The sequence below is a fragment of the Pedobacter caeni genome, assembly GCF_900129215.1.
Lineage (GTDB): Bacteria > Bacteroidota > Bacteroidia > Sphingobacteriales > Sphingobacteriaceae > Pedobacter > Pedobacter caeni.
Map to the genome: position 1 here is coordinate 431,318 of NZ_FQUQ01000006.1, position 19,716 is coordinate 451,033.

Here is a 19,716-nt window from a genome sequence, read left to right on the forward strand (position 1 = left end):
TAAGGGTAATTTTATTTTTGAGGATTGAACAGATTGATCTTGAGGTTGAGCTCAAAATCAGCTCCTGTGTTCTGCCGCTCTCCTGCAAACTGACTCGTGTAAAGGCCTTGAATAAAAAACTTATCATAACTCAGTCCAATGCCAAAAGTGCTGCTCTTATCACTATGGTACATACCCATAAAAGAGAGGATGTTGTTCTCCAACTTAAGGTTAGTGCCCAGGTCCCAGATATTATCAATGTCTTTTGCTCCCCTGAAACTGATCTTAGGCTCTATAGAAACCACATCCAGCGCTGTTCCTATTTTGTAGGAAACGGCAGCAAAATAGGTAGATCCATCCACCATATTCTGATCGTCCTTTTGCAGGAATTTCTTTAAGTTGGGTAAGGCGGCCTGCAGGGTAAACCTCTGATCTGTGTAGGCAATCCCGAAATCCCCGTCTACAAAGCCCTTACGCTGGTTAAAACGTTCTGCTGGCAGATCATCGGGGGCAGCAATAATCTTATTGTTATCCAGACGTTCTTTCATTATTCCCAGGGAAATCCCGAAATGTAAACTTCTGCTGTCTCCGTTCAGTGGTAAGTGATAAGCATAAGTTCCCATCACCCGCGTTCTTCCGATGAGTCCTGCTTTATCGTTATACACAGACACCCCCAGGCCCACTTTACCGTACTGATAATCGGCGGTTGCCGCCATCGTTACCGGCGAACCCGGAATGGACCGCCATTGATTGCGGTAGCCAATATTGACATTCAAACCCTGGCTGATCCCGGCAAATGCTGGATTTGTTAAATATTGGTTTTCATAATACTGATTCCCCATTGGCCTGATCTGCGCTTTTAAGGAAACCACATTTGTAAGCAAACCTGTTGTCAGAAAGCCGATCATCAAAATCTTCCGTCCCATTAATTTCATCATCATTAATCTTTGATTATTTTTCTTTTACTATGGAGATAAACCCTGTTTTTCTCGATTTCCCTGAGTCGATGGTCAGGATGTAATAATAGGTATCTTCCTTTAGCGGGTTTCCGTTGAACATGCCATCCCAGGAATTGTCGTACCCAAACATGCTGAAGACCACCCTTCCTTCCCTATCGAAAATTTTCAGTTCATTGTTCGGATACAGGTTGATATTTTTAACGATCCAGGTGTCATTGACCCCATCGCCATTCGGGGTGATCATGTTATTGGCTACCAGATCCACGTAAGGGGTAATCTCCGAACCTTCTGTACTCACTGCTGTCAGATCGGAAAAAGTGATCGTCTTGGAGAACAGCTGACCAACAAAGCGCTCTTCCGGATTCACTACACTTTCCTTTACCAGCGTAAAATCCTTAGCCGTTGCCCCAGACATTTTTGAATAGGTGAGCACTAAATTTTTAGCCTCATTTCCATTCAGTTCAATATCTTCATAACTCATCGCCAGCTCTCCCTGGAACACCGCCGGTCTGCTGAACCGGTACATGCGTTGGATGCTGTTGAACTTGGGAAAAATCACTACTGAAAGCTGTCTGTTCAGGCTCAGGTTATTCAACACCCAGTTATTGGCAGGTACAAGTGTTAACCCTTCTGAACTGAAAACTGTTCCGCTCTGAATGAAAAGACCTTCGGAGTTGATCCTTAACTGCGCCTGCAGGCTCGTGCTGCCAAACAGCAAAAGGCCAAAGGAAAGTGATGCGATTAGTTTCATTAGTATTTATTGTTTTATTCGCTTTTTTATTGACTCGTTAGTCCTTTTTTTGAATCCGGTAAGTTCTCCTGATTCAGCTCCTTATTTCATGGATGATTCCAGCTGGGCAACTGTTTCCGGCATCGCTACGATCTTATTGCTTTTGGCATCTACCAAAACCATTGTTGGTGTAGAAAGCACGAAATAAGCCGCAGCCTCCGGACTTCTGATGCCCTGATCTGCTCTCTTATGTTTGAACGCCGGAAGCTTCAGTTTTGCCTTTTCCCATGCCGGGATTTCCGTTTCTGTCTCATCCAGACTAATGGCAAAAACATCCGTCATTTCCGATCTTGAAGATTGCTGATACCAGGGATGTAACTGCTCCATCAGCTCCTTGCAATGCTGGCAGTCGGCAGACCAGAACAACACCAGCTTATATTTAGCCTCTGTCTTAAACTCATGAAAGGGTACCGTTTTTCCCGAGCCGAGTTTCCATTTAAAATCCGGAGCTATCGTCCCCACTACCAGGGTTTCCATCCCTTTCAACCTTTGCTCAATTGCTTTTCTTTTTACCGTCAGACAAAGCGGATCATTCAGGTATGGCTCCAGCATTTTGATTCCGGCAGTCATATTGAAACTCTCAAATCCGTTATAGAAATAGTCCACCATCCAGCCATATACCTGCGGATGACCAAGCTTTGCTTTTTCTATCGCCCGTTTTCCGGCAAGCGTAAACAAAGAATCCCGAAGGGCAATGGTAGTAGACATGGCTCCATAAATATTTACGTACTTATTCATCCATTCCTTGATTTCTGTAGTCCTGATGATCGCTGGATTTTTAAAGTCCATGCCATCAAAATAATGAGCGATGACACTGTTCATCCGCTCTGCTTCCGTTCCCTTCCAAACGATGGGAGAAATGTGCTGAAAGACAAAACCATTACTTACAAAAAACCGTTGATGGGCATTTACCTGTTCAGTAACCCATTTATTGTATTGTTGTCTTCTGCTTTCGTATTCTTCTGTTCCTAAACTGAAAAACTTAGACACAGGCTGGTCGTAGTTCATCAGGAAATTCTGTAGCAGGCCCAGTTGCTCCCTCTTCTTAAAATTCTCTGCCGAGAAACGGGAAAACAAGGTATTTTCAGTTTCTTCTTTTTGAAAATAAGTGCTGTCCGGGTTGCCCAAAGCTTTCGGTTTTGCCCAAAGTTCCAGGTGCTGTTTGTTCACAAAAATCCGCTTTTCAGAAGGATAAGGATTGCTGTCTTTTTTTTCCTGATAATCAAACCGGAGTACAAACTCTCCCGGCAACTCCGCCGCAGGAATATTCAACACTGCGGTTTCCCCATTATTTATTCCCGGATTTTCTACAATCGTTTTAATGGAAGCTCCGGAGAGAGAAAGCACAGAAATTTTACTTTTTGCGACTCCTGAAAGATGTATTTTCAAACTGACATCCTGTGCCTGTGTCGTGAAATTCAGGAATCCAAGAATGGCATTGGTCAGTAGTATATTTTTTATTGGCTGAAGCATCATTTCTTCATTTTTTCTAGAATGTGATTGATTTGTTCCTGTTGACGGTCCATGCGGATTTTCAAGGCTTCGATTTCTTTTTGTTGTTCTTTTACTGCCTGAATCAACATGCCTGTCAACTGGGTATAGTCGACTTTCAAAAAGCCGTCTTTTCCCTGTGTAACCATTTCAGGATATACTTTTTGTAATTCCTGAGCAATGACTCCGATTTTAGAACCACTCAGGTATTTGTGTTTGTTCTTATATTCGAAGCTTACCCCTCTGATCTGATCAATCTTTTGCAATACATTGCCCAGGGTCTCGATATGGTCTTTTAACCTTCGGTCTGAAGGGGTAAAAAGATTTCCGTTGATGGTCAGGTCTTGTCCTAATGTTGCGTTTCCGGGAACATCAAAGCTTAAGCCCTTTCCGTTCAGGCCATCATTGCTGATGGAATTTACCGAGAGCATCAGATTTTTAGTGGCCTGATGATTTCCAAGGTTATCCTTTCCTCCGGCGGTTGCAATGGCCAGGCCATCGTCTACATATTTTTTATTGGTTGCATCCATATCCAGCGTTGGTATAGCCAGATTGGTGATCTTTTGATTATTCATTGGAAGAGGTGCAACAGGCACTCCAAATCCAGTCAGCGAGACTTCGTTTTTGGGAGTTGCAGTAGCTACTCCTGATGTATTCCCTACAAATAAATTTCCTGTTGCAAGTTTATCATTTCCTACAGGAACCCAATCCGTTCCATTGTAAACATATAAGCGTTTATCTGTGGTATTGAAATAAGTATCTCCTATTGCAGGGTTTGCTGGTGGGTTTGGGCCGACCTGCGTTTTTGAAGCCAGGGAATCCACATAATGTTTAGTCGCGGCGTCCTGCGCTTCTTCAGGGTTTTTAAGGTTGACGATTTTGAAGTTTTTAAGTCCGTTCCTGAAAGACAAATCTCTCGCCGGAGAACCGAAATCAGTGATGGGGATTGCTCCTTTTGCAACTGCTTCTGCTTTATTGTTCTGATCTCCTACCAGGAGGTGATCCGAAGGTAAGATCAAAGATCCTGTTTTAGAAGTCTGGGTGTCTACATACTTTTTGGTAGCTGCATCAGTATCATCCTTAGGTTCTGCCAAAAAGACGATCCTGTTTTTTTTCATCCCATCCCCCATCTCAATATCTCCCAGAGCTTTTGAAAAGCCACTCAATGGGATCTTATTTTTGTGGGTCGCTATGGCCTTTCCATTAAGATCACCAACAAACATGTTCTGATCAGGAAGGGCAAGTAGTGTGGAAGGGGTCTTAAACAGATGATCCACATATTTTTTAGTTACCGCATCCAGATCTGCTTCTGGATCTTTAAGGTTTTTAAAGGTAAAGCCCGACATTAAAATATCAGCCATTGGTGCGCCAAAGCCATTTAGCGGAACTGTGCTTGCTAACACATCTGCTGCTTTTCCATTGATGTCTCCAACAAAAATATTTCCGGCAGTTAAGCTAAGATTTGAAGGGACAATCACTTTGTTATCTACATAGATTTTTGTAGCCGCATCCTGTGGAACTTCCGGATCTTTAAGGTTGATCAGCTTAAATCCTCCCATGGAAAGTTCTTTTGCGGGCAGTCCAAATACACTTAAGGAGATGTCAGCGGGTAATGTAGCACTCGCTTTATTGGAGATATTACCCATAAAAAGATTGCCCTTTAAGAGGTTAAGTTGTCCCGGAGCAATGCTTTTTGTATCTACATAGTTTCTGGTAGCCGCATCCTGAGGCGCATCAGGATCGGCCATATTTATAATTTTATATTTTAAACCCGTAGGGCCATCTACGCCCATTTTCAGGTGATCCATCGCTTTGTCGAAACCAGAGACGGGAATTAAATTTTTCGCCGTTTCTATCGCCATATCGGAACCATTTCCAACGAAGAAGTGATTATTCTTCAGCTTTAACATGGCCGCAGGATCTTTGAACAAGCCATCTACATACCCCATTGTTGCAGCATCAGATGCCTCCTGAGGATAATTCAGGTTTTTAATTCTGAATTTAGTAATAGGATCCCCCATTTCAACGTCATCAATAGGTCTGCCGAAACCACTTAAGGGAATATTCTTTTTATCCAGTTTATCATTGTTGACCGCAAGGTCTTTAATCGTTAATTTTCCAACCTCATTCAATGTGGCATCGCCACCCAGCGTAACCGGTACGGCTACATTTGAAGCATTTCCAATAAAAATCTGTCCCTTGGGTAAGGAATTATCTGTGGCTACCCAGATGCTCCCATTGTAAACATAGAGCTTATGGTCTGAGGTGTTATGAAACAAATCCCCTTCTCTGACCTTTGTTTTCAAAGGATCAGGGTTAACCGTTCCGCTCGGGGTAGAGCCATTGGTCGCAATCTTAAACCATACTACTCCGTTGTAGATAAAAGTATTGTCGTTGTCGTTATTGTAGAACATTTCCCCTGCTTTTGCAGGGTTAGGAAATTCTGAGCTTGTGCCCGTGGCGATGACCCCACTTCCAAGAGGAACCCAGCCATTCGCGGTGTATGCATAAAGTTTTTTCTCTGTTACGTTATAGAAGATATCTCCGAATTTGGGTGTTTTAGGAATCTCTCCTTCAGTACCGGATTTGAAACCCCGGATATCCCGGTCAATGTCTTTCACCGCTGAGTTCTGAATGGCTACCCTTAGGTTATCATTGCTATTTTCCGGATCATAAGTCATTAATGGATAGCCATTTGGTGTAGGATGAAACAATGCTCCCGTTTGAAATACCGCAGGAGCTGTATTCCATTCTGAAACCGCTCCCGACATATAGGTCACATCTGCAATGATATCCGACCCTCCTCCTGCCTCTTTGGTCAGCTTGTCAATCCTATACAATTTACCTTCAAAATCGACAATGATATCCCCTTTCAGAATCCCGTCAGCTGTATGAATAAAGTTTGGATCAGTAAATGTTCCTTCAATAGAGAAATTTGAAGTTGGCGAAGAAGGAGCGTCACTTACCCCACGTATAAAAAAACGACCATTCAAGGGGGTCTGCGCAGAACTTTGCAAAGCAAAAAGTCCCATTGTAAAAATCAAAACAAAGTATTTAGCTACTTTCATTTACTTCCTCCTTAATATCTTTTATAATCATTTGCGGAATTCTCCTTCTTAAAAGCTCATCCCGAATGCCCATTTTTTAAAACCGATCGTGGCATGGCTCTTCATGGTATTATTTGCCGGGTCGTCAATAAGTATCTGTACCGTTCCTGCCCCAAAAGCTACAAACCTGCTTTTGCCTGGATTTGCCCGATCCGACAACATCACATTTGTAGGCATAATACAATCATCAAAACTGTTGTTGATGGTCTTGTCGCCATAAATGATATCTAATGTTATATTCGGTGTATTTCCCTGAGGATTTGATTCCCCTAACAGGGCATTATCTCCAATGATCTGGAAAGATTTTAAAGAGACGTTTGCAGGGACTGTAATCTCAAATAAACTAGGAAATCCTGATGGAGTTCCATCTGATTTACGTCCAGGTTTTTGAAGCACAGTAACTCCGGGGCCCGTTGCCCGGACAATGACTGCACTGTGTCCGCTTGGGTGATAAGACTGAACCGTTTCTCCTCCGCCGCCGCCGCCACCTGTTGTAGCAGTAGCCCACATGGCAGTTGTTCCGGTACTATTTACGGTCAGCACCTTATTGGCGTCTGCAGAACCTGCAATAGCCGGTATTTTATCCAGCTTACTTTTATCGGTGTTGCTCATCAGCCCCGCAATTGAATTTGAAGCGACCGGAATAATAGCTTGTGAACCTGTACTACTATTTACCTTACCATCTGTGGCACTCGCTGTATAAGCCAGGTCTGTTTTTGTAGAAAGGGTTCCGTCTGCGACCACACTAAGTCCGGCACCAACTTTAACCCCTCCTAACGTACCTGCCGCTGCCGGAGGTAAAGTATAGGAACTTCCTCCACCTGTACCGTTAGTCACCGTAATGATTCGGCCGGTTCCATCCACGCTCACATTCGCTGAAGTATAAGTTCCCGGACTTCCTGTAAATACGCTTTGCATAGCAATCGTTGGATTTCCGGCAATGCCGTCTCCATTTGTCAATGTTAATCCTGTACCGGCTACAATTGCGCGGGTTGTTGCTGTACCGACACCTGTTTTAACGATAATTCCATTCGTTGGCAAACCTGCAACTGCAGTCAGCATCGCTGATTTGTCCTGTTTGCCCGGATCAGCGGTCACAGGAATTACAATATTTTTCGTTCCATCAAACGGTTCACCATTAATTGTTGCTCCCGGACTTAGTTTTGACGCAGCACCGGCTGTGGTGGCAGTGGTCGCATTACCACTTAAACTTCCGGTGATCGTACCTGCTGAAAAGTTTCCTGAAGCATCTCTTTTAACAATCGTATTTGGAGTATTTGCATTGGTCGCCGCTGTTACTGCAGCGATCGCTGTAATAATGTTTGCTGCAGGAGTGCCATTAATCGCAGTAACTACCGGAGCATCTGCAGTACCTCCTAAATCATTACTAAGCTTAAGAATTCCTTTCGCTAACCCTGTCGCCGGAGCTACGCTTGCAGCAGTTACCGCTTTACCTACATAATCAACCACAGCCGGAACGTTAGGATATTTATTGACCATTGAGGCATCCGCACTGATGTCGGTACTTTTGTTCGATTTGTCTTCCTTTCCATTCAACGCAGTGGTTGCCGCCGTACTCAATGGCTTATTCGCATCACTGGTATTGTCCAGATTTCCCAATCCAAGATCAGCTTTCGTAATCGTGACCGCACCGTTCTTTCCGTTAACAGATTGTACGGATGCAGAGGTAGGCGTAAGAATTTCCACCCAGTTTGCCAGTACATTAGAAGGTAGTGTCCTCAATACGTAACTCCTGCGTTCATCTGTTCTGACCACAGTACTACCTACTACCGCAGCCGATAAGGCCAGCATTTCGGCCTGGGTACTGACCACATCTACAGAAGAGAAAGACAGGGCAGGAATCTGACTGCTTGGAATTTTTCCAGCTCCATCCAGGGTAGCCACACCATTTACGGCCGCTTTTTCTGTCAGGCTGATTTTTCCATCCAGGGCCGTTTTTACAGCATTGCTAACCGGTTTATCTACGTCCTTAGTGTTGTCTACATTGCCCAGCCCAAGGTTCTGTCTCGCCGCATCAGCGGTGATCGCTCCTGTACCACCATTACCGATTGCAACCGTCCCCGTCACGTTGGCCGCTTTGCCCGGAATATCACCGGTTACTTTAGCACCGGTTAGTGATTCTATTTTAGCATCGGTCACATTTTTATCCAGAATTTTAATTGTGATCACCGCATTATTTGCAATCAGTGGATTGGAAGCCGTTCCTGTTAAGTCGCCTGCAAGTTGTATTTTACCCTTATCCACTGTTGTTGCATCCGGAACACCTCCTGCACCGATTACCGCTTTATTTACTTTATCATCAACATAGAGTTTAATTGCCTCTACTGATGGATATTTCACCTTCGAATTGTAGTCTGTAACGATATCCGAACTTAAATTTGATTTATCTTGTTTTGAATTCAGGGCCAATGCTGTGGCTGTACTTACAGGTTTACTCAGATCTGAGGTATTGTCTACTTTATCCAGATCCAGGTTTAGTTTGGCTCCTGCAGCATCTGTTGCACCGGTTCCTCCATTAGCAACTCCGATAACCCCTGTTACATTCCCTGCATTTCCGGGAATATCTCCTGTAATTTTAGATCCGCTTACCCCAACGATTTTCGCATCAGTAATGCTGCCATCTTTTATTTTCCCAGTGGTAATCGCGTTGTCAGCAACTCTTGGTTCAATAGCGGTTCCGGTTAAATCACCAGCCAATTGTATTTTACCTTTATCAGTTGTTGTTGCATCCGCCACAGTACCCGAAGCTGCAGATAAGATTCCGTTTACATCCACACTCAGGTTGGCGCCAATTTTAACACCTCCCAATTTGGTATCAGAGGCTATGGGTAAAGTATAATTCGTTAATCCATCAAGTTTAGCTTTATCAGCCGGATCCATTAAACCAGGTTTTCCCCCAATCCCCCCTGTTCCACCGGTTGCTACAGGAATGTTGGCCGACAACGTTCCTCCTGCCAGAGAAATTCCCTCGCCAATATTGATTGGCTCAGGGCTTCCTGAACCTGCAGTGCTTCTTCCGATCAAGGAACCGGATGCCAGATCAGCCATCTTTGCAAATGTCACGGCTTTATTATTTAAGCTTAAGTCTGTTGCATTTCCGTCTCCGGTTAAAGTAGCATCATGCTTAACTGCAGTCATCCCTCCTCCTGCTGAACTGGTAATTTTTGCCTGCAATTCTTCCAGTGCCGCCTGTACATTTCTGGAGACTAAAGCACCATTAGGCGTTACCGGAACGGTAACAGCAATTTGATCCCCGGTATTGATATTACTGGTATTATTAATTAAGATTAACTGTGCATCAGTTATATATTTTTTATCCGCAGATTCTTTGATGTCGGCAGTGGTCGCATCTTCACCTTTAAGCACCAAGCCCTTTGCATCATAAGTAATTTTAGTATGGGTTCCTGCGGTAATTGTAGCATTTGCATCTACCTTTCCAAGGAAAGCAGCTTTTGCAGCATCACTCAATGGTTTTTCTGCATCACTGGTATTGTCTACTTTGTCCAGTCCGAGGTTCAGTTTCGCTCCGGCTGCAGTAGTTGCCCCGGTTCCTCCGTTTACAATAGCAATTACTCCGGTTACATTTGTGGCTGTTCCATCGATATTTCCTTTTGCTACTCCTGTAATGATCGGATCTTTGATCGTCGGCTTGTTGTCCAGGACAATCGCACCGCTTCCCGTGGTAGTTGCAGCAGTAATGGCCCCTCCTTTTCCTTCTAAAATCCCGGTTACCGAAGTACCCAGGATGATAGACGGTGTGGTACTGGAATTGGCTACAGATCCGGTGAATCCCTGCGCAGAAACGACTTCTACGGAGGTCACGGTTCCGTTCCCGGCACCTGGTCCGCCACCTGTACCATTTGAAGCAGCAGTAATCCTGCCTTTTGCATCTATGGTAATATTCGCAGCAGTATAACTCCCGGGAGTTACCGTTGTATTGGAAAGTTTTAAAGGTAATGTTGTTGTTCCTTCTCCTTCAAGCGTGTGGTCATGAATCACAATACCATTACCTCCGGGTCCGTTCCCTAAAATCCCACGCAGGTCTACATGACTTTGTCTTGGACCTGAGATAGAAAGTACGGTTCCTGCCAGACTTAAAGATTGGTTAAGGTCTGAAAGGCTTACGGAGTTGCTTCCTTTTATGGATAGGTTATAGGCATTATCAAAGCTAAGCACCGGGCGCTGTCCCCCTCCTCCAATCAGTTTATCATCTACATATTTTTTCGTTGCTGCATCAAGATTATTGGTTGGAACGCCCAGGTTCGTCAGCTTGAAGCCACCCATGGAAATATTTTTTAAAGGCAGGCCAAATCCGCTTAAAGGAATTTTACTCTTATTCAAATCCACATTCGCAATGGAACCATCGGCAATCTTTTCAGAAGTTACTGCGTTATCTGCAAGATCAAGTGTCAGATTCGTCAATACTGCCTCTTTCCCGTTTCCAATAGCAATCGTTCCCGAAGATGTGACTGATTTCCCCACACCTGGAAGGGAATTCCCCGGAGTTCCCGGCTCGCCTTTTGGACCTATGTCACCCTTATCGCCTTTTGGCCCTATATCTCCTTTTAATCCATTTTCTCCTTTTGCACCAGGATCGCCTTTAGCACCGGTTTCCCCTCTGAATCCAATGTCTCCCTTCAATCCAGGCTCTCCTTTGGGTCCTGAATCCCCTTTTAAGCCCTGATCACCCTTTGTGCCAGCATCACCTTTAGCTCCCGTATCCCCTTTTTCTCCTTTCGGACCAACCAGCAAGATCCCGTTTACAGGCCAGTTGCCCGATGTTTTTGGGCCATACAGACTATTATTCCCTAAATTCAGATAAAAATCCCCATTATTTCCGACCGTTGCAGAAGGGCTTGAATTCCCACTGAGAATGGTATTCCCGTTTGAACCATTCCCCCCGGCACCCAATTCGGCATGATTAACCAAACGTTGCCATTGTCCATTATTGTAGAAATAGAAACCCGGAGAATTATTAGTTTGATAAATTAACAATCCATTGGCAGGATTATTGATACCATCACGTTGTATAAGTGACAATCTTGGGATAAGTAAACCTTTCGAACTGGAAAGAATTTCCAGTTGTGCACTTGCATCCGGAGTGCTGGTACCTATTCCTACCTGAGCTTTTGCACCGAATGCAAATAGCAACCCAATAAGCATAATATATTGCTTAACTGTTTTATTCATGAGATTACTGTATTGATGATTGGATCTTGATAATATCGTTTGAGCCAAAAACAAAATGAAACAGTAGGACGGGCTGCAAAAAGCAACGCATCAACCATTTATTTCTTTTCCGTTACAGGCTGAATTTCAATAATTAAATGAGTACTAATTTTCGTAGTTTAAAGATATTTAACCACTTAGGTGGTATAATTAGCCCTGGACTAATACTGTTTTTGTAGCGCTGTCGATGGTTTTTCTTCTCTGGAAACATATTATAGGAACAATCGTGAACAATTGAGCATTTGCTTTTTTTAGGCGCATAGGTAAGCCAGTTGGTACAAAAAATTATCAATTTGGAAGCAAAGCTAACATACATAATCACAATATTATTGTGTTCATAGTAAAATATTTGCGTAAACAGTCAACTAATTGACATAACATACTGTAAATCAGAATGATTAATTTAAAATTATTTTAGTAAAAACAGTAAACTTTTTGAACTGGGAAGAACATAAACAGCAGACATACATGAAAACATTGACTTTCAATTATAAAACACGGTTCAGCAGTCCTGTGCGTTACACAGGAATCAAACAAACTGGATATAAGACGATTAAATCAAAAAAAATGGCTCTCCCTGTATGGGAGAGCCATTGTAACTTATGAGATCGGGCCTAATGGTTAATATCAGACCTAACGATCTTTAATATCCGGGATTATTCGGATTTAGCTTCGTGTTTTTATCTACAGCAGCCTGTGGAACCGGTAACTTCATCAGTTTGCTGCTCCATGATCTTTTTTGAACCAGCGAATTTTTCAGGTCTACCAGATCTTTCATCACTGCAGAGGCAATTCCCCAACGCCTGATGTCAAAATAGCGGTGTCCTTCTCCGGCCAGCTCTATTCGTCTCTCTTGCTGAATCAGTAAACGAACCTTATCCTGATTGTTATAGGTACTCCGGTCAATAACCGGCATACCCACCCGGGTTCTGATCTCGTCTAAAGCATCATAAACCTCCGTAGTTGGTCCGGTCAGCTCATTCTGCGCTTCTGCCTGGGTCAGCAAGACCTCCGCATAGCGAATCAAAATCGTATTATTGAACGCTTTATACTCTCTTTGCTCATTGGGATCTACCAGTTTACGGAACCCATAACCTGTTTTAGAGGCACTTTCATTCACCCCCCAATCATAACTATAACCATTAACGAGAAGATTCCATGGATTTCCATCAAATTCAATGGAAGCATAAAATCGGGGATCCCTGTTTTTATATTCATCCATATACTTTGGGTCTTTCGCGTTGTACAAGGCTGCACGGGTTGCCACTGCCACTGGCACATGAGGCTGGCCATTGCTCATCCAATAATCATCTACCAAGGTCTGTGTCGGACTGATCGATGCCCAACCTCCAACCTGAGCAGGCAACAGTAAGGTATTCAGACCATGGGTATCCTTTTCAGGAGTATACTCACGCTCCAAAATCACTTCAGAATTCCCTTCATTCTCGGTATAGAACAGCTTTTCATAGCTGCGCAAACCCAATCTGAATTTTTTCTCAGCTGCCGCATCGGCAAAATTCACCCATTTACTATAATCGTCCTTTAAATCCTGGCCATTGGTCTCTGCAGTCACCTTAAACAGACTATAGCCCAAAGCTTTTACTTCTTTCGCCGCAGCTACCGCTTCCGCCCATTGCCTGTAATACAAATGCGCTCTCGCTTTCAACGACAGGGCAGCACCTTTGGTTACCCTTCCCTTTTCCGTCTTTTTACCACCTGCATACGAAACAGGCAATACCGAAGCCGCATCCGCAAGTTCTTTGATGACAAAGCCCAATACTTCTGCTTCTTTTGTTCTTGGTAATTCCTCTCCAAAAGCAAGGGTCTTCGTCACCAGAGGGACATCCCCCACCTGTAAGATCATATTCAGATACTGATAAGCTCTCAGAAACCTGACTTCCGCTTTATATCGTTCCAGCAAATTTTTATCCTCTGGTGTTTTATCGATATTTTCCAGCAAATAATTAAACCTCCTGATCGCCTTGTATCCTGCTTCCCAACCAAAATCTACGGTTAGGTTCACATCGCCTGAACTCACTACCGTGGCAATGCTTTCCCATGGGTATTGTGCATAAGCATTATCCGCATAAGCATCAAAATAGGATTGATAAGCATCGCCGGGAAGGTTTTGATAACAACCGTTCACAGCGAGGAAGGCATCATTACTTGTTTTCCAAAAAGTTTCACTGGAAACACTGTCTTGTGGAATTTTATTCAGCAGGTCTTTCTTACAACCTGACAACACTGCGGCAAACAGCCCCAGATATAGGATATATTTAAATCTTTTCATCTCTGTATTTTCTAAATTAAACGAATGACCAACAATTAAAAACGAACACTTAAACCCATTACATAAGATTTCAATCCCGGATAGGAAGACCTTAATGAAGGTACCTCAGGATCAAAATCCTTAAGACGTTTATCTCCTCTTATGGTAAAAGGATTCGTAGCACTCAGGTATATCCTTAGTCCTCCAAGATGCATTTTCGAAAGCAGAGGATCATTAAATGTATAACCCAGAGAAAGTGATTTGATTCTTAAATAGGCCGCATTAAATAACCAAAAATCAGAGAATACCGTATTTTGAGTATTGTTTTCCGATTTCAATAACCTTGGATATGCCGCATTAGGATCCGGATTGGCTATCGTCCAGCGTTGTTCATGAATCGGTTTCACTCCTGATCCGTTAAAGAAGGCCAGAGAAGCCTCCTCACCTAAATAAACTTTAACATTCGTCACTCCTTGTGCCAGCATTGAAAAATCAAAACCTTTATAGCTCATATTGAGGTTAAAACCATAATTAAAAAAAGGCTGGTCATTCCCTACGATTGTGCGGTCATTTGCGTCAATTTTATTGTCACCATTCAGGTCTGCATATTTAATATCACCACCTTTGGAGGCTGAATTGATTTTCGGCGAAGCTGCTGCTTCTGCATCGCTGGCAAATAAACCTTGTGACTGATACATAAAGAAGGAGCCCAATGGCTTGCCTACCTGATAAATGTATTTATCATTGATGTTTCCATCAGCACTGGACAAGGAAGTAATTTTGTTCCATACCTTAGACATATTGGCTCCAATCCCGTAAGTAAAGCCGCCAATGTTATTCTTATAGCCCAATTGTAACTCTAATCCCTTATTCTGAACCGAACCTGCATTTTGTGCCGGTGCAAATAAACCATACTCCAGTGCACTTTGTAAAGAAAGCAGGATATCATTGGTATTTCTGAGGTAATAGTCGGCGGTAAGATTCAACTTCCCATTAAACATGGTTAAGTCCATTCCAAGGTTCGAAACCGTAGTCTTTTCCCAGCTCACTTTTGAATTTGAGCCTTTTTCCTGCCATACGCCATTTTGTGTCTGGTCTGCAAATGAATAAGCAAACTTAGAAACCAGCAGATCCAGATAATCGTAATTCCCTACATTGTCCTGATTCCCGAGTTTACCCCATGAAGCACGCATTTTCAGGTCGTCGATCCATTTGATCTGTTTCATAAACTTTTCCTGACTGATTCTCCATCCGGCAGAAAAACCAGGGAAGACAGCCAGCCTGTTAGCCGGTCCGAACCTGGAAGATTTGTCAAATCTGATGTTGGCTTCCAATAGATACCTGTCGTTATAGGCATAATTCATCCTTCCAAAGAATGACTGGATAGCCCATTCTCCCAAATTTCCCTCGTTGGTATTAAAATTTGGATTATTAGCACCAGCATCAATCACCCCAAGATCATTGTTCGGAAAGTCTTTACGTCCGGCACGGATAAACCTGGACTGGAATTCTTCATAAGATGTACCTCCTAATATTTTACCATAATGTTTTCCAATCGTTTTTTCATATTCCGCCACTCCCTGCAAAAGCAGCCTGTTGTTCCGGTCCCAACGTTCATCCAGTGCGTTTGGCGTAACCGCAGTACTCGCTACCGGTTGTTTGGTTAAAAAATTAATGATCGGAGCCAAATCATTTGTAAAAACAGAACCCGTTTTGTTATAAGCATTATAAGAAGCTGTTCCACGCAAAACCAATCCTTCTGTCAGGGTCAGGTCTGCATTTACAGCAGTATTGATTCTTTGTTCTTTTGAACTGCTACGCCCACCTTCTTCCAGCGTCCGAACGGTATTTCCGGTCACCAAAGGATCGAATACCCCTCCACTCAAACTTCCCCAGGTTCCGTCCGTATGGCGAATGGGAATGGTAGGTACATTTCTGTTCAGGGTAGTAAATGAATAATCACCTCCATCCATTTGGTAGGCCTCCTGCGTAAAGGAGCTGGTGGTACTTAGGTTGAGTCGTTTGTTGACAGCCGCATTGGTATTCAAGCGAAAGGAATAACGGTCCATATCTTTTCCCTTTTTCAGGGACTCCTGATTCATATAACCAAAACCGGAATAGAATTTAATCTTCTCTCCCCCGCTCACACTGATCTGATGATCCTGTAATGGAGCATTCTTTAACAACGATGCCTTGTACCAGTCGGTATTCGGATACCTGTCCGGGTCTTCGCCGGTCTCAAATTTCCGGATCTCTTCTTCTGTAAAACGAACTGGTCTGCCTGCGTTGGTTAAGGCTTCATTTAACAAACGTGCGTACTGTGGAGAGCCCAGATATTTAGGAATATTGGTTGGCGACTGCTGTCCGTAATAGCCATTATATTCAATGCTCATTCTGCCGTCCTTTCCTTTTTTGGTGGTCACCAGAATTACTCCATTTGCGGCCCTGTTACCATAAATAGAGGCAGAAGCCGCATCTTTAAGCACGGAAATACTTTCTACATCGTTAGGATTAATCCGGGCAAAATCGGCAGGGCTTGCAGGAATTCCATCCACCACAATCAATGGCTCTTTAGATACCGGAGCCTGACCAGAAAGCGTGATCTGGTTACTTCCCCTCAGGGATAAACTACCGATATCGCCACCAGCACCGCCTTCTCCGGTAGTGGAGTTAAAACTCCCCACATCGCCTGTTCTGGACTTTACCGTTAAGCCAGGAGTTATTCCCTGCAAGGCATTCTGCATAGACGTGACGGGCCTGTTGGTAATCTGCGCAGAGCTGATACTGGCTACCGATCCGGTCAGATTTACTTTTTTCTGAGTTCCATAGCCGACCACCACGACTTCATTCAGTCCCCGGTCTGCCTGAACCAGATAGATGTCCAGCTGTGTTTTATTGCCCAATACGACCTCCTGACTGGCATAACCGACATAATTGACGAGCAATACGACCGAAGTCGCTGATCCAATATCCAGCTTAAAGTTCCCGTTGACATCCGATTGTGCGCCTTTTTTGGTCCCTTTGATCATAATCGTAACGCCGGGCAGAGGGGAATTGTCTGCTTTATCCAATGTCTTCCCTGAAATGTTGTTTACCTGAGCTTGTGCATAGCCACAGGTTAAAAAAACAAATAATAATAGTAAATGTAAACGAATCATACTTGGTTGGTTTAGTTTAGGTTATTGCTTATAAAAAGTTGAGGGGGATGGTAAACTAAAGTTAAAGCCATTAACGGACCCTGGCTCTACATCGATTGTCTAATAGTGACACTATATTATCCGATATATCCACTATTGAGTTTTATACGCATAAATTCGTTTATAAGAGATCCTACTTAACCCAAAACAAGCCTAACAAACTCATTTACAATAAAATAAAAACAGATACAAAAAAAAAGCACCAGGCCATAATGGTCTGATGCTTTTCAGGAATAGGAATTCCCTCTTATTTTTTGGTTTTCTTCACTTTAGGAAAGGAGTCTGTTGATCCTTTTCGCTGATCCTTAAAAAACAAAGCATAACGGATCACCTGATCTTTCTCTAAAGTTACCGGTGCTTTATAAAGCGGTGATGCTGCAGTCACTTCTCCACCATCCAGGGTAAACCTGATGCTCCCACTTTTTGTAGGATCGGTTAAAGCAACGGTAGAAGTAATCCCTGAAGTCCGGATTACAGCCAATTTTGGCACCGGAACACGGAACTGAATTCCCTGCTGATCATACCGTTGGTATTGAGCCACGAGCCTGTTGTTAAAATCTTCAAAATTCCTGGATGCTTTCGGCGACCAGTCGATCTCTGATAAAGCGGCAATCCTCGGGAATACCATGTATTGGAAATAATCTTCTGTACCAATAAACTCCGTCCATAAATTTGCCTGTGCGCCAAGAATATGTTTCGCTTCTTTTTCATTCAGTGCCGGATGTACGGGTTCAAATGCATACACACTATCTAAAGGCACCCAATAACCGATTGCCATCGGCTCTATTTTTGAATCTGCCTGATAACCATCAAAATAAAGGTGAGAATACGGAGACATGATGGCATCATGACCACTTTTTGCGGCTTTCAATCCACTTTCTACGCCTAACCAGGAATGCACCGTTGCATTATCAGCAAGGCCTCCCTGCATAATCTCTTCCCAACCAATAATTTTCTTTCCTTTTTTATTGATGAATTTCTCCATCCTTCTGATGAACCAGCTTTGCAAAGCAGCCTCATCCGTTAATCCTTCTGTTTTCATTCTGGCCTGACATTTAGGGCAGGTCTTCCAGGCATCATGCGGCGCTTCATCTCCCCCAATGTGGATGTATTGGGAAGGGAATAAAGGCATAATTTCGGAGAGCACATCTTCCAGAAAAGTAAATACCTGCTCATTACCGGCACAGTATAAATCTTTTGATACGCCCCAAACCCTCCTCACTTCAAATGGTTTTCCGTTTTCAAAACTTACTGCACCACAAGCCAGGTAAGGATAGGCAGTAATTGCCGCCACAGAATGCCCCGGCATTTCGATTTCCGGAATCACTTCTACATATCTGGACGTAGCATAAGCCACAATTTCTTTCACCTGTTCTTGTGTATAATAACCACCATACCTGATCGTATCTACATCTTTTTTACGGTCAGGACCAATTTGCGTTCCGTTTCTATAGGCCGCCACTTCCTGTAACCTGGGGTATTTTTTAATCTCAATTCTCCAGCCCTGATCTTCTGTTAAGTGCCAGTGAAATTTGTTCAGCTTGTGTTTGGCCAGCTGATCAATAAACTTTTTAATGAAGGGAACGGAGAACATATGCCGGCAATTATCGAACATCATTCCCCTCCAGCTGAAACGGGGTTCATCTTCGATAAGAACAGCAGGTATATTTTTTGCCCCTTTCAGCGGGATCAATTGCTGAAGGGTCTGAATGCCATAGAATAAGCCGTTTTCTGTGCTTGCTTTGATGGTGATCTTTGCCGGGCTCACCAACAATTCATAGCCTTCCTTGGCTACCACAGCCGGGTCGATTTGCAAGGCAATAGTCCTTGCCCCTTTTTGCATCCACTTCCCTGTACGCAATCCTGCTTTCAGTCCGCTGGTTTCCTGGATCGCCGACTGCAGGTAAAGCGCCAGGTCTTTTAATTCCGGATTCGGATAACTAACGTATACATTTTTATCCAATAAAAAACTCCCTTTTCTTTCTTCCATTTTTACAGGTAAGGGAACGAGGGAGATTTTGGATTGTGCGGATAATTTGATGGAGCAAATCAGAAGAAATGCCAGAATAAAAAATCTGTTCATGCGGTTTGTTTAGGTTTAATTTAGTGTGTCATCACTGAAGCCCTAAGATAACCATTATGACTGGATTTCAAATATATGTTTAACGTTTGTTAACATTGTTTACCTTATATAATTTTACCAAAGGTCATTAAGTGAAAAAACCGCAGAACCAATATTGATTCTGCGGTTTTTCTATTTAAAAACTACCTGAGCTTATGCTTTTGGCCAGTCGTTAACATGTTCTGCATTACCGATCTTTAATTTACGGGCCGATATTACAAAACTTAAAGTCATTGGCGTATTGTCATTAACTGCAATACCCTCATTGTACTGGATGATGTAGCTGTCTTCGAAAGACAATTCTTTCATCTTTGCATCTTCTTCGCCTTTTTTGAAGACAATATTGCCTGAAAGTGGCTTGTACTGGTTGTTCACCATAGATTCAATCACTGAAGTATCTTCTGTTGATTCAACTTCAAGGTGAATTGTTCCACCGTAAACGCCTGATGACGGACGACCTTTTGCGTCTACGTCTCTGTTCAATGAAAAGCTGCACTGCAACACATCGAATTCTTTTGAACCTAAGTTCAGTCTGGTTTTAAATGCCATGAT

Annotated in this window: 9 protein-coding genes; all 9 read right to left on the reverse strand. The window is 43.2% G+C overall.

Annotated features, from left to right (window positions below; translation table 11 throughout):
• Positions 1–11 precede the first annotated feature (11 nt).
• Complete coding sequence (locus BUC20_RS28855) at positions 12–920, reverse strand: PorP/SprF family type IX secretion system membrane protein (protein WP_234994617.1); 909 nt, start codon at positions 918–920, stop codon at positions 12–14.
• A 10-nt stretch (positions 921–930) separates the two neighbouring features.
• Entirely contained in the window at positions 931–1,689 is a 759-nt protein-coding gene (locus BUC20_RS28860) for a T9SS type B sorting domain-containing protein (protein WP_084529388.1), read from the reverse strand.
• Positions 1,690–1,770: 81 nt separating this feature from the next.
• The gene (locus BUC20_RS28865; protein WP_084529390.1) at positions 1,771–3,204 is read right to left on the reverse strand and encodes a redoxin domain-containing protein; all 1,434 of its coding nucleotides are present in this window, start codon (positions 3,202–3,204) and stop codon (positions 1,771–1,773) included.
• Positions 3,201–6,287, reverse strand: a complete 3,087-nt coding sequence (locus BUC20_RS28870; RefSeq protein WP_073236638.1) for a tail fiber domain-containing protein — start codon at positions 6,285–6,287, stop codon at positions 3,201–3,203. The genes BUC20_RS28865 and BUC20_RS28870 overlap by 4 nt, the downstream gene beginning before the upstream one ends.
• Before the next feature lie 48 nt (positions 6,288–6,335).
• Entirely contained in the window at positions 6,336–11,537 is a 5,202-nt protein-coding gene (locus BUC20_RS28875; protein WP_073236641.1) for a beta strand repeat-containing protein, read from the reverse strand.
• 682 nt (positions 11,538–12,219) lie between these two features.
• A complete protein-coding gene (locus tag BUC20_RS28880) occupies positions 12,220–13,866 on the reverse strand; it encodes a RagB/SusD family nutrient uptake outer membrane protein (RefSeq protein WP_073236644.1) in 1,647 nt (548 codons plus the stop codon).
• A gap of 35 nt (positions 13,867–13,901) precedes the next feature.
• Positions 13,902–17,003, reverse strand: a complete 3,102-nt coding sequence (locus BUC20_RS28885) for a SusC/RagA family TonB-linked outer membrane protein (protein ID WP_084529392.1) — start codon at positions 17,001–17,003, stop codon at positions 13,902–13,904.
• 286 nt (positions 17,004–17,289) lie between these two features.
• The gene (locus tag BUC20_RS28890) at positions 17,290–19,125 is read right to left on the reverse strand and encodes a beta-N-acetylhexosaminidase (RefSeq protein WP_073236647.1); all 1,836 of its coding nucleotides are present in this window, start codon (positions 19,123–19,125) and stop codon (positions 17,290–17,292) included.
• Between the two features lie 192 nt (positions 19,126–19,317).
• Positions 19,318–19,716 (reverse strand): type VI secretion system tube protein TssD (tssD, locus tag BUC20_RS28895; protein WP_262497440.1); only part of this gene is annotated, 399 nt, incomplete at its 5' end.